The organism is Streptomyces jumonjinensis (genome assembly GCF_009600885.1).
In the GTDB taxonomy this organism is placed as follows: Bacteria; Actinomycetota; Actinomycetes; order Streptomycetales; family Streptomycetaceae; genus Streptomyces; species Streptomyces jumonjinensis.
This window is the reverse complement of sequence record NZ_VCLA01000078.1, coordinates 1-25,667: the sequence shown is the minus strand read 5'-3', so window position 1 is coordinate 25,667 and position 25,667 is coordinate 1. Positions and strand designations below refer to the sequence as shown.

Below are 25,667 nucleotides of genomic sequence, written 5' to 3'. Positions count from 1 at the left end.
CTGGCGCCGCGACGGCTCGAAGACGGTCCGCCTGACCACCGGGAGAGAAGTCGACACCATGGCGGTCAGTGAGGACGGCTCCCTGGTGGCCATGGCTCCCTCGCTCCCGGACGACCGGGCACGGGACGTACGAGGGGCGCCGGCCCTCCTGTACGACACCACGAGCGGGAAGACCGTGGAACTTGAGCGCCCTCAGGAAGGGGACGCGCCCCCGGAGTTCGACAACGAACTTCTCCCTGGCCTGAAGCTGCCCGACCTGCCCGACATGCCGGACGTCGTTATGCCGACCCAGTATGCGCGGTTCGCCTTCTCGCCCGGGAACAAGACGCTGATCGGCCAGACAGGTCTCTACGGTCAGGGGGGCCGCTTCATCGTATGGGATCTCGCCGACGGCCGGATCCGGAGAATCCTGCCAGGCCCCAGCGAGTCGATCGACGCCATGTGGGTGCACTCGGACGGCAGAAGCCTTCTCACCCTGAGCGAGGAGTACCAGCTGGACGGCCAGAGGACGCGTGGCGTGGTGAAGCTCTGGGATCTCGGCGGGGAGGCGCCGAAGCAGCGGGTCATACTCCGGTGGACAAGTCCGTCCAGCGGCATCACGGCAACGGACATCAGCCCGGATCGCACCCGCTTGGCGATGGTGGAGGTGCGAGCGGACGGCTTGAAAGCGACCACGACGCTGACCGTCCATGCGCTGCCGAGCGGAGAACGCCTGAGCCGGGAGCGGGTTCGGACCGAGGATGTGCCGTCCGGCGTCACCGTGGCCACCGCGGGGGGACCCGTGCGTATGTACAGTCTGACTCCCGGGACGGCCCGGACCGCCGGCGACCTGGTGACCCGGATCGGGGGCTCGTGGGAGAAGGTGGACCTGCTGGGCGCGGAGGACGGCGAGCCGGCCGCGGTGCTCGTCGGTCTCGGGATGATCGCCCTCGTCGGACCCGGCGGGGACGCCGGCGCGTGGAGCAGGCTCCCGCAGCCGGGGGACATACCCGGTGTCTCGGCGTCGCCGTCACGATCCGCGACGGGGACGCGGCCCGAGGAACAGATGATGCGCCTCTGCCGGATTCTGGGCGTTGAGAAGCTCCCGGCCGCCGCGGAGGGCAAAGTGCCGCCCGGGGCGTACCGGGGACCGCTGTGCTCGTAACCCCCGTCAGGGGGAACGCAGGCTGCGGTGTGCTCCGGGCCGCCCGGCCCGCTGGGGCGACCGGGGCCGATCGCGCCCCAGCGGTGCGGCGTCCGCCCCTGCGGACGCCCGGGGCGCATCGGCCGTCCCCCGCAGCCTCCCCTCGGATCCGCGGGGTGAGTCACCCAGGGCCCGGCTGTCGTCCACCCGGTGGAGCCCTCCGGCCGGGAGGGCTCCACCGCCGGGCGAGGCCGTCCTATCGGCCGGCCCGGACCTGGTGTTCGACCATGTCCAGCAGCGCGGCGTGCGTCCGCTGGTCAGCCGCCACGATCAGTCCGCCCGCGCCGGTGTGCGGCGGCTGACCGTCGATGCCGGTCACCACAGAGCCGGCGGCTTCGCATATCGCTGTCCCGGCGGCGAAATGCACGCTGTCGTGTACGTGCCCGTCGGTGACGTATGCGGCCCTTCGGCCGGCGGCGACCCAGGCCACGGCCAGGGTGGTGGAGACGACCCGCGGCCGGAAGTGCTCGGCGAACTCCGGGTCGGCGAGGAGGCGGACCGCCCGGAAACCCGGTGCGTTGGGGAACGGCGGGTCGAGGTTGACGTCCACCAGCCGGGAACCGGGCGACGGGGTCAGCGCCTCATCCGCGCCGCCTCTTCGCAGACGGGCGCGCTCGCCGTCGGTCCAGAACACCTCGCCGGTGAACGGGTCGGCGACCGCTGCCGCCGTGATGCGCGGCCCCACCCGCAGGGCGACGTTCACCGCGACCAGCATGGTGTGCACGGCGTAGTTCAGCGTGCCGCACAAGGGATCGACCAGCCATCTGCGCTCCGCGCCGTCCGCGCCGGTGTGGCCGCTCTCCTCTCCCGTCACGGCGTCGTCGGGCCGGGCGGCTCGCAGCACGCCGAGGACGGCCTTCTCCGCCGCGAGATCCGCGGCCGTGGCGAAGTCGCCGGCGGATTTCTCGTACCGCGCCAGCGTGGTCCCGTACATGTCCCGGACGACGGCCGCTCCCGCCAGTGCGGCGGTCACAGCCAGTCGCGCGTCGGATTCCGTGTTCGTGATCAGCATGTGCGCAGGGTAGTCGCGGCCCGTTCCAGCAGGCTCTGGCCGCCGTCGTCCGTCGTCCGGGGCGACGGCGTCGATCCGCCCGTCCGCCCCGGTCGTACCCCGGTCGTACGACCGGCGTACGACCGGGGTACGACCGGGGTACGACCGGGGTATGACCGGCCCCGCGCCACGCGGCGGAGTGCGGGCTCAGGCGGTCCGACCTCCTCAGCGCGGGTCGATCGGTGCGAGAACGCCGAGCCGGTCCTCGACCGCCTGGGCCGCGGCCAGGCACAGATCCTCCCGGAACGCGCGCCCGACGATCTGCACCCCGGACGGCAGCCCCTCGGCCACGCCGGTCGGCACGGCCACACCGGGAACGCCCACGAAGCTGGTCACGGTGCACAGCCGCATGCCCGATCCGACACGGTCCCGCCCCGCCCTGTCGCGCGACTCCAGCCCGGGCTCGACCGGCGGTTCGGTGAAGACCGGCCCGAGCAACAGCGGGTACGCGTCGAGGAATTCGGCCCACGAACGGCGGATGTTCATCCAGACGCCCATCAGCTTCATCAATTCCTCCGCGCTCACGGGCGGGGTCCGCTCCATCGCCATCCCGATATAGCGGTCCCCGCCGCTGCCGAGCAGCTTGCGCACCGCCGGCCAGGCCGGGGCGAACTCGGTCACGGTGATCCGGTTGTAAGCCTCAAGGGCCTCGTCCATCCGCGGTACGTCCGATACCTCGCACACGTCGTATCCGGCGTCGCGGAGCGCGTCAGCCGCGGTCGCGACGGCTCCGCGCACCGTGGGATGGACGCCGTGCCCGCCAGGATCCGCCACGACTGCGACCTTCACCGGCCCGGGAAGCGGTTCGCCCCGGACGGGCGCCGGCACGGCCCGCGGGTCTCGCGGATCGGTCCCGGCCAGCACCTCGTACGCCAGCCGGAGGTCGCCCACGCTCCGGGCCAGCGGGCCGTCGGTGACCAGCATCTGGGACGCGGGGCCGGGGTCGTCCGGGCCGAGCACGCGATGGTCCGCGGGGAACCGGCCCGTAGAGGGCTTCAGCCCGGCCACACCGCAGAACTGGGCCGGGACGCGCACCGATCCACCTGAGTCGTTGCCGAGCCCGAGCGCCGCCATGCCCGTGGCGACGGCCACCGCGTCGCCCCCGCTGGAGCCGCCGGGGGTCCGGCCGCGGTCCCACGGGTTGACCGTGTCGCCGAACAGCTCGCTGCGCGTGTGCATCCCCGCCAGGATCAGGGTGGGTATGTTGCTGTGCCCGATGGGGATGGCCCCGGCCGCGCGCAGCCGGGCCACCGGGGGCGCGTCGGCCGGTGCCACCAGATCGCGGAAGCGCTCCGTGCCGAAGGTGGTCGGCACGCCTTCGACGGCGGTGCTCTCCTTCACCGTGAAGGGCACGCCCGCGAGCGGACCCAGCGTCTCACCGGCGGCCCGCCGACGGTCCAGCCGGGCCGCGGCCTCGCGGGCGCGCTCCGCCAGGAGCTGCGTGACCGCGTTGACCCGCGGGTTGACCTCGGCGATGCGATCCAGATGGCTGTCGACCAGTTCCACAGCCGAGACATCCGCGCTGCGCACGGCCTCCGCCTGCGCGGCGGCCGGCATCTTCCACAGGGCGTCCTGCATGGCCCGTCCTTCCCCGTTCATGTTTCGATGCGCTTGCATCGGAACCGTATCCTGGAACCGATGCAGGCGCATCGCATAAAGTGCGATGAGGAGAACGGAGCGCTGTGAACAGGGAGGCGGCCGGGCATGCCCAGGCAGGTGGACCATGTGAGCCGACGCCGGCTCATCGCCGAGGCCGTCTGCTGCCTCGCTGACGAAAGCGGGCTCGAAGGCGTGACGCTTCGCGATGTCGCCGCCCGCGCGCAGGTGTCGATGGGCGCCGTGCAGCGGTGCTTCCGTACCAAGGAAGAGATGCTCGTGTTCGCTCTCGGGCACATCGGCGAGCAGATCGCCGAGCGGGTGAGGGCCCGCGTCGTCAGGAGCCCGGCCCAGTCGGCCCGTACCGCTCTGGGTCACGCGGCCACCGAGATCTCACTGCTCCGGGAAGAGCACCGCGCCCAGGCCAGGGTCTGGCTCGCCTTCGTCGCCCAGGCGGCCGTCAGCGAGGCGCTCGCCGTGCCGCTGAGGGCGAACTACGCGGCCCTCCAAGAGGCGTTCACCCAGCTCGTCTCCGAAGCCGGCGAGGACGGCGGCGAGGACGGCGGTGAGGACGCCGACCGCGCCGCGCCCCGCGATCCGCGACGCGAGGCCCGCACCCTCCTCGCGCTCGCCGACGGCCTCACCGCACATGTCCTCATCGGCCACCTCACTCCGCAAGAGGCGCAAGACGTCCTCCACACCCACCTGACCGGCCTCTGGGAGCGCGCCCCCGTTCGGCTGTGACGGCCGGTGTGACCGACCGTTCATCTGCGACGGCTTCTCCGCATCCGCGTTCACCGGTTCGTGGCGGGGCCGGTGGTCATGGAGCCGCGTCCGAGGATCGCACGGCGGGCGTCGAGCGCGGCTGCCAGCAGACACTCGTCCACCGCCGTCTCGCCGTCCCGGGTGGAGCTGTTGACGGGGATACGGGTACGCCGGCCGATCAGCGCGGTCACCGCGGGCAGCGCCGGCAGGGCCTGGCGCCCCATCGCCGCGAGACCCTCCAGGTAGTACTCGCCGACATCGTACTCACCCAGGTACGGCGTCATATGGGCGAGCAGACGGGGCAGAGCGGCGGGACCCGCGTGCCGCAGCCACAACGGTGCGCACACCGCCTGCGTCCGGCCCGGCCGGCGGAAGGTGAGGTTGTACAGCTGGGCGGCCTGCCGCAACGTCAGCGGGCCCGCGTCCAGCAGAGCTCCGAAGATCTCAGGGGCATGCCCGAGACGGCCGATGCCCATGGGCTTGGCCGCCAGGACGGCAGCGGCGGATGGACCGTCGTACGACGGGGACGGGCCGCTACGGGACCGACGGGTTGCGGGATACGGCGTGAACGGGACGGTGGCCGCGAGAGCGCCGTGCACGCGCATGGCGGCTTTCGAGATCGAGGCGGTGGTGAGGGCCTCCGCCAGGCGCGGGCCGACCTCCCGCCCGCTGTGACGGACGAGAAGAGGCAGGAGTTCGACCGGGGCCGCCCGCCAGTCGTGACACGCCTCGCGGGCGAGAGCGGCGCCGGTGTCCCGGGTGGCGGGGTCGGCCAGGAGGCGAGCCACGAGGGCGTACGTGTGGCGCTCGCGTCCCAGACGGTGAAGCACCCGCCCCCAGGCGTGCCCGATGTCCTCCAGATGGCGCGCGGCGTCCCGGGCGTCGGCGAGCAGTGCCGCGTCCAGGGCGGGCCACTGTCCGGGAGGGGCGGCTCGCAGGGTCTCCAGATGGGCGAGGAAGCGTACGGATGCCAGGGGATCGGCCCGCAGATGTGCGGCGGAGGCGCCGAGCGCGTCGGCCAGGACGGTACGCACCACCGGGTCGGCGAGTTCGCCGAGGGCTGTGAGCGCGAGGTCACGCCGTCCCGCGTATACGACGAGCCGTGCGGCCCGGCGGCGCACCTGCTCATCGGGGTCGGTGAGGCGGGCCAGCGCCGCCTCGGCCGCCGCGGGCCAGGGGGCCTCGCCCCCTGCGGAGCTCTGGAGGAGGTCCATGGCCGCACGGCGTACGGAAGGGTCGTCGGCGTGGGTGAGCTGAAGGAGCCGGACCGCGACGGGGCCGGCACGGTCCGTGCGTATCGCGTCGAAGATCGCGCCGCGTGAGGGGTGGTCGGGTGTCGCGGCGGTGCCGGAGGCCACGGCCTCGTCGAGCCATTTCACCGTACGGGGCGGTGGCCGCCCTTCGCAGCGGGGCATGCGGTCATGGGGCCGATCATGTCACGTAGGGCCACAGCCCGACAGGGGATGCCCGCGCTGGGCGCTGGGATCTCGCGATGTCTCCGACGGGGCCGGTACGCACAGAGGGGGCCGGTGCGCACAGTAAGGAGAGGCGATCCCTGCTCACGCGGGCGAGGGCCCCACCGGCATCGGTCACCCACCGGACGGCCGCCATGCGGCAGCGGCGGCAGCCGCGGTGCGCGCTCCCCAGAGGGCCATCACGGCCGCGCAGACAAACCCTGCCGCGCCGACGGTCGCCAGCGTTTCCATCCTGCTTCCCTCGCTGGCCGGCAGGGGGGTGGTGATGGACCAGGAGACGACCACCGCGGCCAGCACGGCGACCAGAGCCGGAGTGAGTATCGACCAGGCGGAGACCGTGTAGTACACCTTCCGGTTCCCTGATATGACGGAGACCGGGCTCATCTCTCCGCCCGCTCGAATGAACTGGGACATTGCCCCGATTCCGGCGACGACCGCGATCACTGAAATGCCTGACAGCGAGAGAAGCTCAAGCCATCTCTCGGCGATGAGAGGAGCACCACCGCCTCCGATTCCATTCATGCCGAATACGTGCACTGTGTTCGCCATCGCCAATTCGGTATTAGCTGCTTTGCGTGCCGCCGAAATCGACAGCTGTCTCCCATCGTCGGCCAAGACGAGAAAGGACGGCCTGCTGGTCTCGGATATCACCTTCTCGGCATGCCCCGTACGCGCAAAAACGCGCGTCCCCGAGGCGTTCTCCATTTCGATCGCTCGATTCAGTCCACCGTTTTCCGCGGCCCTGATGTCGACGGGGGTGGTCTTGCAGGGGATCTTGAGAGACTTGAGGTCGGCGCAATCCGCGACGATATCGATCCTTCCCTTGTCGGGCCGGATCCACAGGGGCAGTACGCGCATGCCCGCTCCCAGTTCTCTCTGGAAACTCCCGACCCTGGCGGGGGAGGTGGGCGTCGTCGCGGTGACCTTTAGGGCACTCGTCCCCAGCCGGCTCGCCATGCTGTCGGCCCGTTGAGTCATCTCGGTGAAGAGGCTGACCATGATCTGGCCTTGGCCGGCCAACCCGATGGCGATGACGAGCGCGGCGACCAGCCGTGTGACCGGGCGAGGCCCGGCGGCCAGACGGCGGCCCGCGATCAGCAGCCCGGCTCGACCCCGGGCGGCTCCCGCCCTCGCCATCGCCGGTCCCGCGGCGGCCACGACAGCGCCGACGACACCGGGAAGCAGGGCGAGAGTGACGATGGATCCGGCGGCCAGGGCGGAGAGCCGCAGCTCCAGAGGGAGGAAGTCACCGCCTCGGACAGTGCCGAAAAGCGCCACAGGGAAGAGCCACAGCATCCACTCCCCGCGTCTCCTTCGGAGGGCGGGACGGGTGGAGCCTCCGGGCTTGTAGGCAGGCTGCAACAGCACCACAGCCGCGACCACCGCCACCGGCGCACCCAAGGCCGCCATCGCCAACTGAGCCGTCACCGTTCGGGCATCAGGGGCATAGAGGACGAAATCCACCACCGGCAGCGGCACGTCGACCACCAACACCGGCGCGATGGACGCCATCGCCAGAATGCCGCCGAACGCCACCGGAAGGGCCGCTTCCCCGACAGCGAACCAACGGCGCGCGCCCGACGAGGCTCCCAGCGTGGCCAGAACGGCGGTCCGGCGGTCCCGGGCGGCAGCCCCCACCCTCGCCGCGATCACCACGAACAGCACAGCCGGGAGCCCTATCAGGGTTGCGTACAGCCAGAGGAACTCCGTGAACCCCAAGGTGTACAAGTGCTCGCCCAGCGGCGGCATCTGCTCTAGCCCGGAATGAAATCCGGACACTTTGATCATTTCCTTGGAGCTCAGGAGATCCGCGGTCGGACGCACATAGGCGAAGTACTCGCCGGGCGCCTCAAGCCCTCCGGGATCGATGGTTCCCACGACCCGGCCGAATTCGCCCGCCCCCACATCTGAATTCTTCAGCGCGGGAGACACGAGAACCTCACCGGGCTCGGGCCAGTGACTCACCCCCGGAGGAAGCGGGGCGTCCGCGGACAACGGCTCCACATAGACCACGTCGTACTGACGGTCCTCCGACCTCGCGATCGTGGGAAGCCACAGCAGCTCAGCCTCCTCCCCCGACGCGGGCCGGGCGATCTGCGCCCACCGGTCCGCGCTCCGCTCCGTACGCCCGTCGAACGACGCCACGGCGAGAGCGAAACCCGCCAGAGCCACGGTGACGACGAACGTCGCCGCGAAGAGCGCGAAGAACCGCACCCTGCCGGCCTCCGCAGCCCACGCCGCCGCCCTGCCCATACGCAAAAGCTGACGCCGCAGCACCCAACTGCTCATCGCAGCCCTTCCACACGGATCAGCCGGCCGTCCACGAGACGCAGCTGAACATCGGCACGGGCCGCCACTCCCGCATCATGGGTCACGACGACCAAGGCGCAGCCATGCGAGCGGGGCATCGCGAACAGGAGATTCGCCACCGCCTCGCGCTGCTCACTGTCCAGAGAACCGGTCGGCTCGTCCGCCAGCAGCACCGTCGGCTCATTGACCAGAGCGCGGGCCACGGCGACGCGCTGCCGCTCCCCGCCGGACAGCGCGCCGGTGGCGGCGCTGGTGGACACATTGAGCTCGGCCAGAAGGCTTTCGGCCCGATCGCGGGCCGCGTCGGCCGCCTCGCCGGACAGCAGAGCGGCGAGCATCACATTCTCGACGGGCGTGAGCTCGGGTAAGAGCTCACCGAATTGAAAGACCATGCCCATATGTTTCCGGCGGTGTGCCGTCAGGGCTTTCGCCGAGAGTCCGGTGATATCGGTTCCGGCGATGGTGATGGTGCCGGCCATGGGGCGGATCAGGCCCAGAAGGCACATCAGCAACGTCGATTTTCCGCTACCCGACGGCCCCATGACGGAAGCGGAACTCCCGGAGGGAAGGGATAGCCCGGCCCCGGACAGCAGAGCGCGATCGGCGACGGAGTAGGCGATATCGCTGACATCGAGCACAGGCAGAGCGGTTGGTGGTGTCACGCATGTCTCCCATCGATGTCAGCGGAGAGACGTATGCGAGACCCTTTTGTCTCTCCCTCCATGGAACGGGCTTTACATTTCCATGAACCATGTTTCCCGTCAAACGGAATCCTGTTCATTTATTTCTGTGCATCGGATTCATATGGCTTGGAATGGGAAGCGTCTGGCGGGAGACGCCTTCCTGGCCAGGGGTTTGTCCGAGATCTCCTGCGGGTCTGGTTGATTCGTCCCATGTCGCATGGCCGAAACTGACTCCGCGATCACCCCGCGATGGGAGCGGAAAGATTCCGCGCGGGCCATGTGGTAGATTTTACGGGTTCGTGCTGATCACAGCTGGGAGTGAAAGGGAGGTGGGGTTGATGGCCGAGCTCAAGGCCACTGCGACGCGCAGCGCCCGGACCCCCCTCACGTCCCGGGCGACGGTCTGACCCAGGTCATTCCCGCCTCGCTGGGAGCGTGAGCTCGCGAGGCGCTCTCCGCACGAACCTCACCATGAAACGGATTCATCCCGTCATGCGTACACACAGCAACTGGATCACCCGCGCCGAGACCGGCGCCGACATCCCCGCCATCCGCGACATCGACCTCGCCGCGTTCGAGACGCCGCTGGAGGCCGACCTCGTCGACGCCCTGCGCGCCGACGTCTCCTGGATCGACGGCCTGTCCCTCGTCTCCACCGACGACGACGGCGGACTCATCGGCCACGCCCTGCTGACCCGCTGCCACATCGACGACACCCCGGCCCTGTGCCTGGCCCCCGTCGCGGTGCGGCCCGGGTACCAGAGGAGCGGCGCCGGCTCGGCCGCCATCCGCGCCGCCCTGACCGCGGCCAAGGAGATGGGCGAGCGCTACGTCACCGTCCTCGGACACCCGGCGTACTACCCGCGCTTCGGCTTCGGCCGCGCCTCCGTCCACGGCATCGGTCTGACCATCGAGGTCCCGGACGAGGCCATGATGGCCATGACCCTGGACGACGCCCACCCGCTGCCCAGCGGCACCGTCCGTTACGCGGCCCCCTTCGGCATCTGACAGCCCGCGGCCGTGCGGGGGAGGGCATGCCCTCCCCCGCACGGCCACCCCGCCGCCCCGGAGTCCGGTCGCGACCCGTTCGGCCGGCGCCGGTGGGCCCGGTGATGGACGTGGACGACCTGTGTCTGGCCGTTCTCACGACCTGGATGATCGCCGGCCTCCTCTGGGCGGCGCTCAGCCGCAGGCCGGAGTGGCTGGTGAAGCTCCGCAAGGACGCGGTCGCCACCCTGCGCGCCAACCCTCCGCCGCGCAGACCGGACCTCGCTCAACTGTCGATCCTGCGGATTTAGGCCGAACGCCGTCGCGCGGGCGCTGTTTCCTGCCCGCGCTCCCCGTTCAGCATTCTTTCCGCACGACAGAACAGCACGAGGATTCACCATGACAGTCGGCAAGAACACCCCGCGCACCCCGCGCACCCCGCGCGTCCGTCGCCGTATCGCCATCGTCGGCACCGACGCCGCCGCAGGGCTGGCAGTCGCCGGTTTCGTCGGCACCGACGGCGTGGACGACGGAAGCAAGGCGTCCACCACGGCGAGCGCGCCTGCCGGGCAGAACCCGGCACCGGGAGCGTTCAACGACGCGGACGTGATGTTCGCGCAGACGATGATCCCGCACCACGAGCAGGCCCTGGAGATGTCCGAGCTCGCCGAAGGCCGCGCCCAGGACGCGGAGGTCAAGAAGCTCGCCGCCCAGATCGCGGGGGCTCAGGACCCCGAGATCCAGAAGATGAAGTCCTGGCTCACGGCATGGGGCGAGCCCGTGTCGGCCGACAGCATGCCCGGCATGGGCCACGGCTCCGGCTCATCGCACGGGTCCGGGATGTCCGGAATGATGACGGAGCAGGACATGGCGGACCTGACGGCCGCCGAGGGCACGGACTTCGACAGGAAGTTCGCGCAGATGATGATCGACCACCACAAGGGCGCGGTCACCATGGCCGAGGACGAGCAGAAGAACGGCGAGAACGCCACCGCCAAGGAGCTCGCCGACGACGTGGTCAAGAACCAGACCGCCGAGATCGACCAGTTCTACGAGATCCTCGGAAGGCTCTGAATTCCAGCCCTCGGGCCGGCCGCTGGGTACCTCTTTCCGGTACCCAGCGGCCGGCCTCTCGGCCTTCCCCAGCAGAGAAGCTGTGCGCGCCTTCTGTACGACATCCCGCGCTGACGCCGGTAGGGGCCCAACTCCCGGCAGTCGTAGGTGCGGTAGCCGATGGTGATCCCGTAGTCGTTGATCTTCCGCCACTCGATCGGTAGCAGTTCGATGCAGTCATCTCCGCTCAGGCAGACCGAGAGGTGTCCCGAGCGGGAGACCGACAGCATGCAGACGTCGTTCGGCGACAGGACCCGGCCGGGGAGGAAGGGGCTGCGCAACCCGTCGTGGGGCCGGGTTTGCCAGCAGACGACGACCCATTCCTGGAAGAGGTCGGCAAGTTCCGCGATGGTCCAGACGGCTTCGACGTCCTGGCCGCGACGGGTGACGTTGGAGCCGACGTAACCGGCGACGTGCTGGCAGAACAAGGTGCTGATCGAGGAGAAGGTGCGCTCGATTGGGGTGAGGTAGCCCCACCGGGGGTGCCGTAGCATGAGCCGGTACGGCTCGTGCTCTGCGACTGGGCTTGATGGACTGCGGCAGACGGGCCCAGCTTCAGATGTACTGAACGCACGACGTTCCTGCTGCCGGATTCGGGCAGGCTTTCGCACGAGACGATGTGGGAAATAAGGCATTGTCTTGGCGTGCTTCAGGGCGCTGTGTATCCGTAGACACTCGCTGTGTTGTCCTTCGGCACGGGCATCGTCCGAGTGGCCGGGCCGGTCGCGAAGGCGCGCAACAGGTTCTCGGTTGTGCGGGTGACGAAGGTTCCGGTGCGTGTGTCCATGCCATGGTTGCGGCCGTTCTCCCGGGTGCCTGCCATGAGTGCCTCGACCCACCGCATGGTCCCGGTGGCGAACACGCCCGCGCCGCTGCGCGCGGTGTAGTACGCGGAGTCCGCGTAGCTGTGCCGACCTTTGCAGACCAGAGGTGAGTGGGCCAGGATCTCCAGCGGCGCGGGAGTGGGAGCGCCCGGAGTGACCCGGTCGTATTCGACGCCGACGAGATGGTCGAAGCCGTCGCCCGGTTTCACCCCCGTACCCGCAAAGATCCAGTGGTTCGCGTTGTGGACGACATACGGTGCGTCCGTGGGATAGCCCTCGTAGAAGACGCCGGTCAGGGACGATTCCGGGTCGGCGGCGGGCGGCGACCTGAAGTCATTGGTCGGCAGGGAAGGATGACCCGGGAGGTGGGGATCGTCACGGAAGTCGCTCTTGTAGCAGACGACCGTGTATGCCGCACCGGCCGACGACCCCGGTTCCAGCCTGATTCGGCGGTAGCAGCTGTTGGCCCCGAGGAAGGCCAGATTGGTGCCCGCGTCACGTGCCCGGGTGACGTGGTGGCGCTGTTCCGGTGTCCAGTACTCGTCGTGGCCGAGGGAGATCATGGCACTGGCCCCCCGGAGTACCGACGGAGCCTGGTGAAGGTCCACACCAGTGGTGTACGCCAGCGGGATGCCAAGCCGCTCCGCGAGGACCACAGCGGCGCGCTCGTAGACCATGAACTTCTCGGCGCCGTTCTTGTCGTACGGCCGATCGAAGCCGACGGCGAGGGACCGGGTCCCGTATCTGCCGTCCTCGCCCGTGTAGAGGCTGTACCCGCCCCATTTGTTGTATGCCTGCCAGGTTGCGACCGCGTGAACCAGCAGGGTCCTGCCCCTGGCGCTCGTGGAGCGGACGATCAGGGGGACGTATCGCTGGTGGCCGTTCTCCGCGTCCAGCCTGAGCAGGTAGGCGCCCTCGGGCCAACCTCTGGTGTCCACCGTCGCGGAGAGCTTCCAGTCGGCCCGCACGGTCCGCGTGGTGCCCGCGATGCGCGGTGGGCGCTGACGCAGCCCCGGCATACGCTCGGATCGCCACAGGAGACGCGCCTGAGCTCCGCCGTACCAGCCGATCCGGTAGGCCGCGACGCGAAAGCCGGGTGCGGTGGTCGAGACGTACAACCCCAACTCCTCACCTGGCAGCACACTCACCTTGTCGGTGTAGCCTTCGATCGCCTCCGGCGGCCCCTGCGACCAGATCCGCCAGTCGTGATCACCCTGCCGGTCCGCCGCGGCTGTCGGGCTCTCTGTTCCATGGCCGGGGGCGGTGCCAGGAGCTCTGCCCGCTGTGGACTCACAGCCGGTCACCGCTCCGACGGCGGAGCCGGTAGCGCTTGCCGTGACCACACTGAGGAACTGCCTGCGATCCCAACCGTCACAGCCGTCCTGGTCTCTCCGCGGGTGGCCGGAGCCCAACGATTCGTCGTGCATTGTCCGTCCTGTGCTTCCTGCTGCGCCGGTCAGGACGATCCTGAGGCGACACCCCCAGCCGGGCCACCTGAGGGAGGCCACACGTGCGCACGGACCTCAGAGCTTGAGCGGAGTCTGCTGTCGGCCCGGATCTCGTGTGCTTCCGGACGCCGGCCCTCTTGCCGACGCCGTTCGGGCCGGGGGACTCGAAGACGGCGAGGGGCGCGGGGGTGCGAGGAACGGGGGAGCATGAGGTCACCCTTCTGCGTATGCCATACGCGTTACTGCGTAAGGCGTACGCATTACCAGGGTGGCGTCAAGACAGAACACGGCGAGGAGCGAAAGGCATGAGCGATGAGGACGCCGCGGACAGCTGGCTGCCCGCCGGCGTCGAATCGGCATGAGGGTTGCGCGAGCGCCCCGCGAAGGGACGCGAACCGGGACTCACCATCGACCGGATCGTCACCGTCGCCGTGGAACTCGCCTTGTCAGAGGGCCTGGCCGCGGTCTCGATGGGCCGTGTCGCCAGGAACTCGGGGTTTCGACCAGGTCCCTCTATCGCTACGTCGCGGCCAAGGATGAGCTGTTCCTCCGTCATGCAGGAGGCCCTGCTCGACGCCGTCAGCAGAGGACACCACCTCAACCCCTACACCCCGGATGAACAAACCACCGGCTGGTGACGAGCTCGTAATGATGAGGCGGGGGAGGCGGAACGGCCCCGGGTGAACTGGCTGCGCAGCTCCCCGGAATACCGCCCGGCCCGCCTGGCTGAATAGCGCCGCCTTTGGCGAGAACACCCCGCGCGTCCGTCGCCGTATCGCTCCCGCAGACCGCCTGGAATCCGAGCGCCGTCCACCCTCCCCGGGCTGGGCGCCGCCGGAGCGGGGGGGCAGAGATCTCCCGGAGACCGTTCGCGTTCAGGATGGGCCGCGCACACTTCACCAGGTGGAGGGAAGGATGTCCCGGATGTTGAAGAAGGCGTGGCGGCCCCTGGTCGCACTGGCCGCGGCGGCCGTCGCGGTGGTCGGTACGGCCACGAACACGCAGGCGCAGCCCTCGGGGTTCACACCCGAGCATTACAACCAGATCCAGTTCGGCATGACGGTGGAGCAGGCCCTGGCCGCCGGTGGCGGCCCGCAGTCCTGCTGGGCCACGGAGAGCAGCCTCGAATGCTTTGCCAAGGATCCTCTCAACGGCCCTCACGCCTCATTCGAGTTCACCAGGGCCGGGCAGCTGAGCCGGAAGTGGCACGAGGGCATTTTTGAGGTGAAGACGCCGTCGATCACGCTTGCCCAGTACGACAAGGTGGCGGTGGGCATGACGGAGGAACAGCTCTGGCTCGCCGTGTCGAAGGATTCCTGTGTGCTCAAGGGCGAGGCGTACCCCTTCTACCCGTCGAAGCAGCGGTACGAGCGGGAGTACATGTGCGCCGCTGAGCCCGGGCCGCACGCGCCGCGCGCGTGGTTCTGGTTCACCAATGGAGCGCTGACCGACAAACACAAGAGCATTCTCACCTGACATGCCTGGCATGTATGGTGCGGCGCTCGCCGCCCGGGTCCTTCGCCTGCCGGGGTGAAGGACCCGGGCCGGCCGCGCTGTGCCGCGGACCCGGCTCCCCGACCGGCGTCAGCGCGCTCGTATCAGATACTTCGAATCGCGCTCGTATCAGGCGCCTCGAATTCGGCGTCCCCATGGAGATAGCGCCCCGGAGAGGTGCCGACGGTGCGGCGGAACGCCGCGAGAAACGCGCTCGGGGTCGCGTATCCCACGGCGCGGGCGGCCCGGGACACGGACTGGCCTTCGGCCAGGAGAGGCAGGGCGGCCCGTAGGCGCATATGGGTGCGCCAGCGGTCGAAGCTCATGCCCGTGTCGTGGACGAACAACCGCGTCAGGGTACGCCGGCTCACGCCGACGGCCCGTGCGTGCGCCTCCAGACTCCGCCGGTCCGCCGGATCGGCCAACAGCGCGTCGGCCACGGCCGATACGCGTGCGTCGACGGGGCGCGGCACGTCTATGGGCATGGCCGGCAGGGGACGCAGCAGATCCAGTACGACCGCCTCGGCGCGCAGCCGCGCGTCGTCGGCGAGGCCGTCCCGGCTGAGGTAGGCGATCAGGTGGGCCAGCAGCCCGTCGACGCCGACCGGTGTGGGCTCCGTCCAGTCCAGGCCGCACCGGTCCGGTTCGAGGTAGAGGCTGCACAGCACCGCGTCGCGGGTGGCGCCGGTCCGGTGGACGACCCCGGCGGGCAGCCACAGCGCCCGGGTGGGCGGCAGGACCCAGTAAGCGTCGTCGACGGCGACGCTGAGGACGCCGCGTCGCGTCCAGGCCAATTGGTGCTGCGGATGGCTGTGCGCCTCGATCCACTGCCCGGCCGCCAGGGGGAAGTTCCCCACGACGATAGCGCCGATCCCCGGCGGTACGGCCCCTGCGGCGGATTCGATCACATGGCACAGCGTAGGCCGTGTCGTCGAAGTCCCGTGTCCCCAGGGCGATGTGGTGTGGCCCCGTCGTGCATTGCGGCCAGCGGGGAGCCGTCCGTAGCGTCGACTCATGCCTATACCCCACCCCCGTATATCGCGCCATGTGTCCACCCGGCGCGGCCCGGCTCTGGTCGTGCTGTGCCTCGTGCAGTTCATGCTCGTCCTGGACGACACCGTGGTGAGTGTCGCGCTCCCCAGTGTCCGGGACGAACTCGGCTTCAGCGCCGCGGGCCTGACCTGGGTCGTCAACGCGTACTTCCTCGCCTTCGGCGGGCTTCTGCTGCTCTTCGGGCGCGCTGCCGACCTGCTGGGCCGACGGCGCGTCTTCCTCAGCGGCGTGGCGTTGTTCGGCGCTGCGAGCCTCGCCTGCGGGCTGGCCCAGGAGCCCTGGCACCTGGTGGCGGGACGGTTCGTCCAGGGCGCGGGCGCGGCCATGGCCGGCCCGGCCGCGCTGTCACTGATCACCCTTCTGTATCCCGGCACCGCTGAGCGCGCCAAGGCGCTCAGCATCTGGGGCGGCATCGCCGGTCTCGGCGCCACGGTGGGCCTGGTGATCTCCGGCGCGCTGACCGACCTCGCCTCATGGCGCTGGATCTTCCTGGTCAACCTGCCCGTGGCGGCCCTGGCCCTGGCGCTGCTTCCCCGGCTGGTCGGCGAGAGCCGGGCCACCCACACGGCCCGCCTGGACGTTCCCGGCGCGGCGCTGGGCACCGGCGCGGTCCTGGCTCTGGTCTACGGGCTGCTCCAGGCCGGGGAGTCGAGCTGGAGCGAGGTGACCGTACTCGGCCCCCTGGCCCTTGCCGCCGTGCTGGCCGTCACGTTCCTCGCGGTCGAATCACACGTGGCGGAGCCACTGGTGCCGCTGTCGTTCCTCGCCTCCAGGACCCGCGCCGTCGCCCATGGCGCGACCCTGCTGTTCTCCGTCGCCATGTTCGCGATGGCCTTCCTGCTGATGATCCACTTGCAGACGGTGCTCGGTTACGGCCCGCTCAAGGCCGGTGTCGCCTACCTGCCCTACGGTGCCGGAATCCTCATCGGCATGTGGCTCTCCTCCCACGCGGTGATGAGGCTCGGGATCCGCCCGACCCTCGTCACATCCTTCGTCATCAGCGCGGCCGGGATGCTTCTGCTGTCCGGCATCGCACCGGGCGACGGCTACGCGTCCGGAGTGCTCCCCGGCATGCTCGTCAGCAGCCTTGGATGCGGCCTGAGCCTGCCCACCCTGACGGTGGCCGCGCTCACCGGCACCACCCGGGAGAACGCCGGCCTCGGCTCGGCCCTCCTCAGCTCCGTCCAACAGGTGGGCGGCGCCGTGGGCGTGGCCGTACTGGTCACCCTGGCGACACGCCACAGCGACGCCAGGGCCGCCCGCCGCTCAGGGTCCGCGGCCGGCGCCCGCGGCACCCGTACCTGACGGGGACGGACGCCGCTCGTCCACGGAGGCGCGTGATCCGGGGACGGCGGCGGCTGAGGCCGCGGGGAGCTCCACCCACGCCCGCACAACGGCACGGGCGTACGGGCCCCTGCGGCCGGCGGCGAGCGCGCACAGGGTCCCGCCTCAGGTCAGCGCGCACAGGGTTCCGGCTCAGGTCAGAAAGACCAGATCGGCTTCCTCCGCGCCGGTCAGCTCGTACCGCGCCCCGGTCACCGCCCGGCCCGTGAGCAGCCGGACGAGCGTCGCCGCGGCCCCGGTGTAGACGGCGGGCTCGGGGCTGTCGGCGCCCAGGACGAACGGGGTGTCATGACCGTCGAGCCGGGCCAGCAGGGGGTGTGCCCCGCTGGCCCTGGTCAGCCCTCCGAGCAGGGCGAGGACATGCGGCAGACCGTCGCCCTCGTACGCGCCCGGCTCGCCGAACGCCTCCCGTACGTCTCCGGCGTGGACCCACTCCCCGAACGCGATCACGTCGAGCTTCCCGTGTCCGGCCGCCGCGATCACCGGCCCGGCCTCGGTCATACCGCGCTCCAGTTCGTCGACGATCCGCCCGTCCGGCCAGTCGGCGCGCTCCGCGATGTCCCGGTCGTTCGATTCCGGTGAGAAGACGCCCTTCTCGAACCGGCCCTCCACCACTCTCATGAGCGCCGCCGAGCAGTGCGCGAGGACATCGCGCACGGTCCAGCCCGTACAGCACGTCCCGATCGCGAAATCGCCGCCGGGCCGGGAGCGCAGAAGAGGAATCAGGGCGTCCCTCTCGGTACGGAGGAGGAGACCGGGCAGCTCGGGGTCACGTCTGGTGTCCATGCGCCCAGCCAACCGCATGGGGCGCACCGCTCACCAGCCCCGTGCATGCGCCGGGCAACTGCGGAGGCGTGGTCAGAAGCCGTCCAGGGCGGTGCCGGCCGGAGGGAAGATCTGCTGGACCGCGCGGACTACGGCGGCCCGGCGGGTGGCGTCGGTGGCGCCTCCGGCCTGGCGGGCGATATCGGCCATCTCGGTCTGGGCGATCCAGGTGGTGGCGATCTGGTTGACGAGGGCGAGGACGTGTACGGGGTCCCAGGCCGGATCGAGGTGACCGGCTTGCTGGGCTCTGCGCAGTTGCTCGACTTTACGGGCGCCCGCTGCGCGGGTGGGCTCGTCGTCGGCGGCCGTCGCATCGTTCAATTCCAGGCGCCCCCAGCCGATCATCCGGAAGCGCTCGGGGTGTTCGGTGAAGTAGTCGAAGAGCCGTCCGGCGTACCCGGGCAGGTCGGTGGGGTCCATCCGGGTGGCTTCCGTGATCAGCGCCAGCTCGCGGCCTGCGACGAAGGTGTAGAGCGCCTCCTTGCTGCGGAAGTGGGCGTAGACGCGCTCCTTGCTGGTACGGGCCTGCTTGGCGATGCGGTCCATGCGCGCGCCGGCGATCCCGTACCGGGAGAACTCGGTCTTGGCCGCGTCGACGATCCGGTCGCGGGTGGAGTCGGCGGAGTTGGAGGCAGGCATACCGCCAGACTACCAAACCAAACTGTTTCGTTTGACTGTCGGCTCGACGCATCCTATGGTCATACCGAACCGTTTGGTTTGGTGGGGCTCCGCTGCCAGGGGCCCCACTCCGACGACGCGCCGAGAGAAGAGAACGTCATGCTCACGCCTCAGCAGATCCAGGAAATGTCGGCCGACCTTCCCGTCGACCCCACCTACGTCGTGACGAACACCGCGGTCATCGACGCCCCGCTCGACTTCGTCTGGGAGAACCTGCCCAGGAACCTGGACATCAGCAGGATCATGCGGCCCTATCGCGGTCTGCCCGGCGCCGCCGACTGGGTTGTCACCCCGGACTTCCCCGAGGAGGGGTCCACCATCGTCTACACGATGACGGACGGCAGCACGATCACGGAGACGATCTTCAAGCGCGACCCCGCCGCGCACCACTATGTCTACGGCTATCTCCCGCCCATGCCGATCTTCGAATTCTGGCAGGGCAACCTGTTCTACTCCGCGACGCCGGACGGGCGGACCGAAGTCACCTGGCGATACTGGATCAAGCCCAGGAACAACCTCATCAGCAAGCTCGGCGCCCGCCTGCTGAAGCACTTCATCTGGCGGCACTACACCGCCAGGGGCATCACAGGCATGAAGGCGGAGGCCGAGCGCCTCTATCGGGACCAGGCTTGAGCGCATACCGGGGAAGGCACGGAGGGAAGGGCGGCCCCCGACATGAGCCCACATGGTTTCGAAGATGTCGTGCTCCGGCTTGAACAGGCGGAGGGACGTGGGAAGCCTGAGCGGGGTCGGGGTCGGGGTCGGGGGCCGGGGCGGACGGCGAGCGTCACCTCACCGGCCGGGGGTCGTTAGAGGTGTTGTCTCGTACTCGTCCGCCGTCGAGGGATCCGTGTCAGGCCACCGTGGGAATCGACGGGGCGCGGCGGGCGCCGGGCATCGGCAGTTGGGGCTACCGGGCTCGCCTGCCCAATCGTTGACCTGCTGGGGGAGAAGAGTGTGCTCGTGCCGAAGGGCGTGAAGGTCGTGATCATGGCGAGCGCCGCGGTGGCGATCGTCTCGACGCCGCTGTACTGGCTGCTCGGCGGTCCGGATGGCGGACAGCTGGCGGCTGCTTCCGTTCAGGGCACCACGGGAGTCATCGCTCTGGCATGGAGTCTGCTCACCTCTCCGGCCGCCGCCGAGCTCGGTTCGACGGAGGTCGCCGATGCCGCGATCGATACCGGGAAGGCGAGCGCGGGTGACGGAGGCGAGGCGGTCACCGGCATCGTGCGCGGGAGCCGTGCCGAGGGCAGGCCGGTCCGGGTCGAGAAGTCCGGGGACGCGACCGCGGAGGGCCCCGGCGGCTTCGCATGCTCAGGTGTCTACTGCCGCTGACAGGCCCAAGACGTGACGAGGCGTCGCACAACGAAGAAGAACCAGCCCGGCGAACGTCGCCCCGCGGCCCCGGGACGCGACGTGGTCGGATCCGCCGGTGCGGCTTGGGAGCCGGCACCGGTCCAGTCGCCGAACGGGACATCGAGTCAGCAGGTCAGGGAGACGGGTAACGCGGAGGCCGGGCCAGGCGGCTTCGCCAACACCGGCATCGTGCAGCTCGTGATGGACGCGAACGACGCCGAGCGCTTCAGTACGGCGCTGGTGTGGAGGTTGCTGGAGGCCATCGATTCGCTGGAGACCCGCCTGCGGCAGCTCGACGGCCGACTGACGCCGGGCGAGGAGGGCCTGCGGGACATCCGAGCCGAGCGGGGCCGGCTCCGGGAGCGGCTGCGCCTGGCCGAGACGGAGCTGAAGCGGGCCAGAGCGGACAAGAAACGGGCCAACCGGTTGCGGCAGGCCGCCGAGCGGCGTGCCGAGAACTGGGCCCGTCGGCACGCCCGGACAGAGCGGACCGCTCCGAACCCTACAGAGGCCCCGATCCGCCCGCGGAAGCGCACCGTGCCGTCACTGCCGTCACTGCCGTCTCGCGCGTTCCCGGGTGAGGGCGACGAAGTGCTGCGGCTCATCACCGTGGACCTCGATGTCAGCGCAGAGGAACTGGACCGCCTGGGCGAGGTCCTGGGCGTAAACCGAGGCAGAAACCCTGCCGCAGTCCTGCTCGGGGTGCTGGTCGTGATGGTGGTGGTCGCCGTCGTCGTCGGGACGCTCATCCCGCTGCGGCCGGACCATCAGAACGTCCGCAAACCCACGACCAGGCAAGGCGATGGACTGAGCGCGTCGAAGTCCCACTCCGCTTCCGTGACTCCCGCGAAAACACCCCCGCGGCTGCCGTCCCGCACCCCGAGCGGCCTGGAGAGCCCGAGCGAGAAGACCACACCCACGCCGAGGCCGTCTCCGTCACCGTCACCATCAGAGTCGTCGAGGAAACCCGCTCCCAGGCCGCCGGCACCGCGGGAGACCGCCTCCACGTCCGCGACGGCCGACCAGGCATCGAGGGAGATCTTCATCGTCCGGGGACACGGCAACGAGATGAACGTCAACTTGACCGGCTTCGAGCCGGACGAGGACGTAACGATCTATGCGTACACGGACACCGACGACACCGACGGTCCGTACGACCGGAGAACCCACACCATCCGGGCCGACGGCACCCGTGAGTTCGGCGCCTTCCCGATGGAGGCTCCCGGCCGGTACTGGGTCGTCGCGTTGGGCGTCACCTCGAATGTCGTCGTCTGGACGGGGTGACGAGCGCGCTCCACAGCGCTGGATGAGAGCTGCCGCGCCGCCCTCCGCGCCCGGAGCGGGGGACGGCCGAGGGCGGGGGCGCGGCGCTTTCACCGCGTATCCCTTCCCCGCTCAGCTCCGAGACGCACCGAGAGCGTCAGGCCCGGACGCTACGGGGCAAGGCCCGGGCCGAGGAAACGGCGAGCGTCATGGGTGAGTTCCCGGGGGCGGTAACCGTCGCGCCGGGCGAGTGCCGCGGCAGCGCAGACACAGGGGTCGAAGCACGGATAGCCGCGCAGTGCGAAGACATCCCACTCTTCGTCCTCCAGGATCCAGAAATCGGCCAGCGCCTGGAGTGATTCCTCGGTCCTCCGGTGGTCCTTCCGGGGGATGCTGACGGCAAGACTCAGCCAGGCCCCGTCGATGTCGTCGTCGTTCTCGGGGCCGGGCAAAGGCGCTTCGGCACCGTGCTCGGGGCCGGATAAAGACGCTTCGGCACCGAGTGTCAGATTGCGGACAACCCTCTCCGGCAGCGGTTGACGGTGCGGAGCCGCCTGAAGCCCTTCGAGGTGTCCCCAACTCCCGCCGAGTACCGCATAGGGGACTGCTCCTGAGACGTCTCCCCGCAGGGCGTACCCCCAGGAGGCCAGTGACGACCAGCTACGCCATGCGTGGCCATCGGCGCCTGCCGCGTAGAGAGAGGACGTGATTTCCAGGGAGATCTCATACGCCTGGGACAGGGACTCATCGATGCTTCTGGCTCGCCGTGACTGTGCCAGCCAGGCGACGCTGTCCCGGATGAGGGAGAAGGATTCGGCGAACCGGTCCTCCGGGGCGGCCCGACGGCGCGGTCCATCCGGTGCGACCAGGCCGGCGGCGCCGTCGATGACCTGGGATACATAGCCGTCCGGGGTCACGGCAGCCACTCTTTGAGACCTCCTTGGGCTTCGGCCCTGTTGCGCGCGTCCTGCTTGGCCTTGTCGCCCAGTTGATCGGAGCTCTCCGTCGCTGTGGCGTCATGCTGGGAGACCAGGTTCCCGCCGGGGATGCTACCGGAGAAGGTGACTTCTCCCTCGCTGATGAGGCGTGCCCTCAGCTTGATCTTCGTGCCGGCGATCTGCGCGATGTTCGCAGGGTCCTGCTTCTGGATGTCCTGCACGCTGAAGAGGTAGACGTAGAGCCGGCCGACAACGCCGCTGGTGCGCTTCTCGTGCGCTTCAGTGAATTTCTCTCCCTTGGCGTAGCGGGCGGAATGATGGGAATTCTTCGACGTTGAGATGAAGGGAATGTCCATGAACGTGCCACCGATTTTCGGATTCTTGACCTCCTTGGCGAACGCTTTATATGAATTGATGTAGCGCTGCAGCAGCGCCAGATATTCGCTCTCGAATACTTGTTTTCCTGAGCTCCGCCACCATCGCTCGACGGATCTGGGGTCTTTCGTCTTCTCCACCGTCGCCGCGATGATCTGGGCCTTGGCCAGCAGCTCGCTCTCCGGAACATCGGATCCATCGGGCTTGGTGCTTCCCGCCATCCGCATGGCGGCGGCGCTGAAGGTGGGCTTGCCCACGAGGTCCTTCTTCAACGCCTCCCGGTAGGCGTCGTCGTCCCAGGTGGTTTTGAAGTGGATTCCCCGGTACGCGGCGAGCATGCCGGTGGCCTTCGCATCGGTCTGCGCCTGAGTGGGAGCCTTGTCCTCGGGGTTGATCCGGCCGTAGACGGACCAGGTGCTCCCGTTCTCGACAGGCCGGAGCTCGGAGAGGCGGTACCGCAGACGGATGGTCGCGAGCAGCGGCCGGAGAAGACTCCCGGCGACGGGCCGACCGCGGTACTTGTCAACGGCGGCGACCGCTGCCCGGAGTGCCGCGTCGAGCCGTTTCCGCTGGTTCTCCTCGGTCTTTCCGGCCCGGTCCCCGTTCTTTCCGGCCGGGTCCCCGCCTGTGCCCCGCCGCTTCGTCCAGAGGGCTCCGGCCTTCTTCATCAGACCGATGATCTTGTCGATGACCCAGTCCACCGCCCGGTTGACCGGCCGGGCCATGGCCTGGACGATCTGCTTGACCCTGGCGGCGATCCCTCCGACCCCCAGCACCGCCGCCAGGACGCCCAGAACCACCGGGACGGAGCGGGCGAGGGCGCGCTCCACCATGGCCGGCACTCCGCCGGTGGCGCCCTTGGCGATGGCGACGACCGAATCCAGTACGGCGTTGACGAAGTCGATGATCTGGCGGGCCTGGGTCACCACGAAGGTGACGAAGTCGATGATCAGTTTGACGGCCCGGACGAATGCCGAGGCCGGGTTGAGCAGGGAGAGCACCCAGGTGATCCCGGCCATCACGATCGTCGGCGTCACATATTCGATGACCTTGTCGACGACGTTCTTGCGCAGGTCGCCGACGCGTGCCTTCAGGTCCTCCCACAGGGCCGCGACGCCCCGTCTGCGGACCTCGGCGACGAGCGGCACCGCGGTCTCGGCCGCCGCGACCACGCGTTCCGGAACCCGCCGGGTGATCCGGGCCCGGATGGACGGCCACGTCAGGCCCAGCACTCCGGCGAGCATGGTGAGTACGCCACGGGTGTCGAACTTCGCCGGAAGCTGGAGTCCGGCCTCGGCGGCCCGGCCGAGCAGCCAGGACATGATGCCCTGCTGCAGATGCCGGCCGATGTTCCTCAGGAACAGCTTCAGCCCCGCGCCGACGGCGGTGACCAGGTTTCTCAGGAATCCGACCGGATCGCCGAGGATCAGCAGGGCGGCCTCGGCGGCCTTGGCGAGGACCGCCAGCAGCAGCCGCTTCAGCTCCAGGATGGTGCCGATGACGCTCTTGACCGCGTCGACGGCCTTGTCGACGAGCCCCTTGTTCTTCTCTCTCTCCGCGGCGATCTCGCCGTCGACCGATGTGAGCGCCTCGGTGTACTTGGTGGCCAGGGTGTCGACGAGCTGAGTGCCCTTGTCGTCCACGGACTGGGTGAGCTCGTCGAATCTGCCCTCGAACTCGGCTGCGGCCTGCCGGCCGATGGCCCGCAGACCGGCCGGGAGTCCCGTCACCGCCGTCTGCAGCTCGGTGCGGCCCTGTGCGATACGCCGCTTCGCGTGGTTCAGCTCCGCGCCGATGGTGGTGGCCACATCGGAGATCACCTGCCGCATCCGGCGGAGATAGCCGTCACGGGCCTGATCGAAGATCCTGTCGGCCTCGGCGGGAAGTCCGGCGAACTGGTCCTTGACCCAGCGCAGTTTGCCTGTCGCGCCCGAGTACCGCTGGTCCTTGTACTCCTCCATACGCCGCCTGTGCTCAGCGGTGAACGCCTCCCGGGCCTCCTTCTCGCCGCGGGCGAACTGCTCGTCGACCAGCCTGTCGAGGCCGCTCAGAACGGCCTCGACGTCCTTCTTCATCGTGTCGAAGACACCGTTCAGAACCGCCGTGACCTGGGCCCGCTTCTCCTCGTCCCGGCCTTTGGCGCCACTCTTGCCCGCACCGACCTGCTGCCCCGCCAGCACCCGCCGCGCACCCATCGCGGCCATCGCGGCCGAGCCGAGCCGCTGTGCCTGCCCGGTGGCGGCCCGCAGCTCATCGGACTCGTGTCCGCGCAGCCGCCCGGGGGCCGTGGCGGAGTGCCGTTCGGCGGCCTTCTTACGGTTCAACGCCTCGGTGAAAGCGGGTTCATCGGACCGCTTCAACTGGGTCTCGGTGATCTTCGCGTCCACCATCTGCCCCCTGACCCGATCGGGCCCGGCGGACATATCGGTGGCCGACGCGGGCAACCGGTCCGGGACGGCGTTCCGCGGATCGGGTGTGCCGGGAGATACCGGCGGCCGGTCCGCCACCAGGGGGACGACCGTCTTGGGCACCGCCGCGGAGGTGTCCGGGGCCGCGGCGGTCGTGACGGCGATCTGCTCGGCCGAGTCCGCCTTGCCCGCGCCGACCGCGCCGTGCACCTCCGCGCGGACTTCGTCGGCCTTGCCCGAGCCGGCGAACGAGTCCGCCTCGGCGAGATTCTTCGGCGCCTTGTCCGCGATCGCCTTCTCGACCGCCCTGATGAAGGCGTCCTTGTCGAACTCCTTGGGCTTCGCCTCGTTCATGCGCTCGGCGTTGACGGTCTTGCCCTGGACCTCCGCGTCGTCCCTGGGCGGCAGAGCGGCGTTCTGCGCGGCTGCCGCCTCCGCCCGCGCGGGCGGGTGCGAGCCGGCCACCGACCGCTTCTTGCGGTACACCTCCCGCTTCAG

21 protein-coding genes and 2 pseudogenes are annotated in these 25,667 nt (G+C 69.7%); 11 read left to right on the top strand and 12 right to left on the bottom strand.

The window, feature by feature from the left end; genetic code table 11:
- Window positions 1–1,144 (top strand): WD40 repeat domain-containing protein (locus tag FF041_RS09625; protein ID WP_407698129.1); only part of this gene is annotated, 1,144 nt, incomplete at its 5' end.
- A gap of 235 nt (window positions 1,145–1,379) precedes the next feature.
- On the opposite strand, the gene FF041_RS09620 is transcribed toward FF041_RS09625, so the two are convergent.
- Window positions 1,380–2,195 carry an inositol monophosphatase family protein gene (locus FF041_RS09620; protein WP_153522027.1) on the bottom strand — a complete coding sequence of 272 codons (816 nt, stop codon included), beginning with the start codon at window positions 2,193–2,195 and terminating at the stop codon, window positions 1,380–1,382.
- Window positions 2,196–2,399: 204 nt separating this feature from the next.
- Complete coding sequence (locus tag FF041_RS09615) at window positions 2,400–3,812, bottom strand: amidase (protein WP_153522025.1); 1,413 nt, start codon at window positions 3,810–3,812, stop codon at window positions 2,400–2,402.
- Between the two features lie 126 nt (window positions 3,813–3,938).
- Here FF041_RS09615 and FF041_RS09610 point away from each other — a divergent pair, with 126 nt between their 5' ends.
- Window positions 3,939–4,574, top strand: a complete 636-nt coding sequence (locus FF041_RS09610; protein ID WP_153522023.1) for a TetR/AcrR family transcriptional regulator — start codon at window positions 3,939–3,941, stop codon at window positions 4,572–4,574.
- Between the two features lie 50 nt (window positions 4,575–4,624).
- Here FF041_RS09610 and FF041_RS09605 read toward each other — a convergent pair whose 3' ends face one another.
- From FF041_RS09605 to FF041_RS09595, 3 genes are all read right to left on the bottom strand, one after another.
- Entirely contained in the window at window positions 4,625–6,010 is a 1,386-nt protein-coding gene (locus FF041_RS09605; RefSeq protein ID WP_153522021.1) for a hypothetical protein, read from the bottom strand.
- 174 nt (window positions 6,011–6,184) lie between these two features.
- On the bottom strand, window positions 6,185–8,359 hold the full coding sequence (locus FF041_RS09600; RefSeq protein WP_153522019.1) for a hypothetical protein: 2,175 nt from the start codon (window positions 8,357–8,359) through the stop codon (window positions 6,185–6,187).
- The gene (locus FF041_RS09595) at window positions 8,356–9,042 is read right to left on the bottom strand and encodes an ABC transporter ATP-binding protein (protein WP_323391527.1); all 687 of its coding nucleotides are present in this window, start codon (window positions 9,040–9,042) and stop codon (window positions 8,356–8,358) included. The genes FF041_RS09600 and FF041_RS09595 overlap by 4 nt, the downstream gene beginning before the upstream one ends.
- A gap of 513 nt (window positions 9,043–9,555) precedes the next feature.
- On the opposite strand from FF041_RS09595, the gene FF041_RS09590 reads away from it, so the two are divergent.
- The 3 genes from FF041_RS09590 (at window position 9,556) to FF041_RS09580 (ending at window position 11,124) form a co-directional block, all read left to right on the top strand.
- On the top strand, window positions 9,556–10,071 hold the full coding sequence (locus FF041_RS09590) for a GNAT family N-acetyltransferase (RefSeq protein WP_153522017.1): 516 nt from the start codon (window positions 9,556–9,558) through the stop codon (window positions 10,069–10,071).
- Between the two features lie 104 nt (window positions 10,072–10,175).
- The gene (locus FF041_RS09585) at window positions 10,176–10,361 is read left to right on the top strand and encodes a hypothetical protein (RefSeq protein WP_194291979.1); all 186 of its coding nucleotides are present in this window, start codon (window positions 10,176–10,178) and stop codon (window positions 10,359–10,361) included.
- Window positions 10,362–10,449: 88 nt separating this feature from the next.
- The gene (locus FF041_RS09580) at window positions 10,450–11,124 is read left to right on the top strand and encodes a DUF305 domain-containing protein (protein WP_153522016.1); all 675 of its coding nucleotides are present in this window, start codon (window positions 10,450–10,452) and stop codon (window positions 11,122–11,124) included.
- On the opposite strand, the gene FF041_RS09575 is transcribed toward FF041_RS09580, so the two are convergent.
- Window positions 11,100–11,591, bottom strand: a complete 492-nt coding sequence (locus tag FF041_RS09575) for a hypothetical protein (RefSeq protein WP_228388110.1) — start codon at window positions 11,589–11,591, stop codon at window positions 11,100–11,102. The genes FF041_RS09580 and FF041_RS09575 overlap by 25 nt on opposite strands.
- A gap of 221 nt (window positions 11,592–11,812) precedes the next feature.
- Entirely contained in the window at window positions 11,813–13,135 is a 1,323-nt protein-coding gene (locus FF041_RS09570) for a N,N-dimethylformamidase beta subunit family domain-containing protein (protein ID WP_407698128.1), read from the bottom strand.
- 605 nt (window positions 13,136–13,740) lie between these two features.
- On the opposite strand from FF041_RS09570, the pseudogene FF041_RS38890 reads away from it, so the two are divergent.
- Both FF041_RS38890 and FF041_RS09565 read left to right on the top strand, forming a co-directional pair.
- A pseudogene (locus FF041_RS38890) lies at window positions 13,741–13,985 on the top strand (TetR/AcrR family transcriptional regulator); the annotation flags it as partial.
- Window positions 13,986–14,359: 374 nt separating this feature from the next.
- On the top strand, window positions 14,360–14,911 hold the full coding sequence (locus FF041_RS09565) for a BLIP family protein (RefSeq protein ID WP_194291977.1): 552 nt from the start codon (window positions 14,360–14,362) through the stop codon (window positions 14,909–14,911).
- 122 nt (window positions 14,912–15,033) lie between these two features.
- Here FF041_RS09565 and FF041_RS09560 read toward each other — a convergent pair whose 3' ends face one another.
- On the bottom strand, window positions 15,034–15,837 hold the full coding sequence (locus tag FF041_RS09560) for an AraC family transcriptional regulator (protein ID WP_323391524.1): 804 nt from the start codon (window positions 15,835–15,837) through the stop codon (window positions 15,034–15,036).
- Between the two features lie 106 nt (window positions 15,838–15,943).
- On the opposite strand from FF041_RS09560, the gene FF041_RS09555 reads away from it, so the two are divergent.
- The gene (locus tag FF041_RS09555; protein ID WP_153522010.1) at window positions 15,944–17,287 is read left to right on the top strand and encodes an MFS transporter; all 1,344 of its coding nucleotides are present in this window, start codon (window positions 15,944–15,946) and stop codon (window positions 17,285–17,287) included.
- Between the two features lie 171 nt (window positions 17,288–17,458).
- Here FF041_RS09555 and FF041_RS09550 read toward each other — a convergent pair whose 3' ends face one another.
- Both FF041_RS09550 and FF041_RS09545 read right to left on the bottom strand, forming a co-directional pair.
- Window positions 17,459–18,112: a maleylpyruvate isomerase family mycothiol-dependent enzyme gene (locus FF041_RS09550; RefSeq protein ID WP_153522008.1), complete on the bottom strand. Its 654-nt coding sequence runs from the start codon at window positions 18,110–18,112 to the stop codon at window positions 17,459–17,461.
- 72 nt (window positions 18,113–18,184) lie between these two features.
- Complete coding sequence (locus FF041_RS09545) at window positions 18,185–18,790, bottom strand: TetR family transcriptional regulator (RefSeq protein ID WP_153522006.1); 606 nt, start codon at window positions 18,788–18,790, stop codon at window positions 18,185–18,187.
- Window positions 18,791–18,928: 138 nt separating this feature from the next.
- Here FF041_RS09545 and FF041_RS09540 point away from each other — a divergent pair, with 138 nt between their 5' ends.
- From FF041_RS09540 to FF041_RS09530, 3 genes are all read left to right on the top strand, one after another.
- Complete coding sequence (locus FF041_RS09540) at window positions 18,929–19,462, top strand: SRPBCC family protein (protein ID WP_153522004.1); 534 nt, start codon at window positions 18,929–18,931, stop codon at window positions 19,460–19,462.
- Between the two features lie 324 nt (window positions 19,463–19,786).
- A complete protein-coding gene (locus FF041_RS09535) occupies window positions 19,787–20,164 on the top strand; it encodes a hypothetical protein (protein ID WP_323391522.1) in 378 nt (125 codons plus the stop codon).
- Window positions 20,165–20,383: 219 nt separating this feature from the next.
- Entirely contained in the window at window positions 20,384–21,469 is a 1,086-nt protein-coding gene (locus FF041_RS09530; RefSeq protein WP_153522002.1) for a hypothetical protein, read from the top strand.
- Between the two features lie 149 nt (window positions 21,470–21,618).
- On the opposite strand, the gene FF041_RS09525 is transcribed toward FF041_RS09530, so the two are convergent.
- Together FF041_RS09525 and FF041_RS37775 are read right to left on the bottom strand one after the other, a co-directional pair.
- Window positions 21,619–22,374: a hypothetical protein gene (locus FF041_RS09525; protein WP_153522000.1), complete on the bottom strand. Its 756-nt coding sequence runs from the start codon at window positions 22,372–22,374 to the stop codon at window positions 21,619–21,621.
- Window positions 22,362–25,667 (bottom strand): annotated as a pseudogene (locus FF041_RS37775) (hypothetical protein); the annotation flags it as partial. The gene FF041_RS09525 and the pseudogene FF041_RS37775, both read right to left, overlap by 13 nt.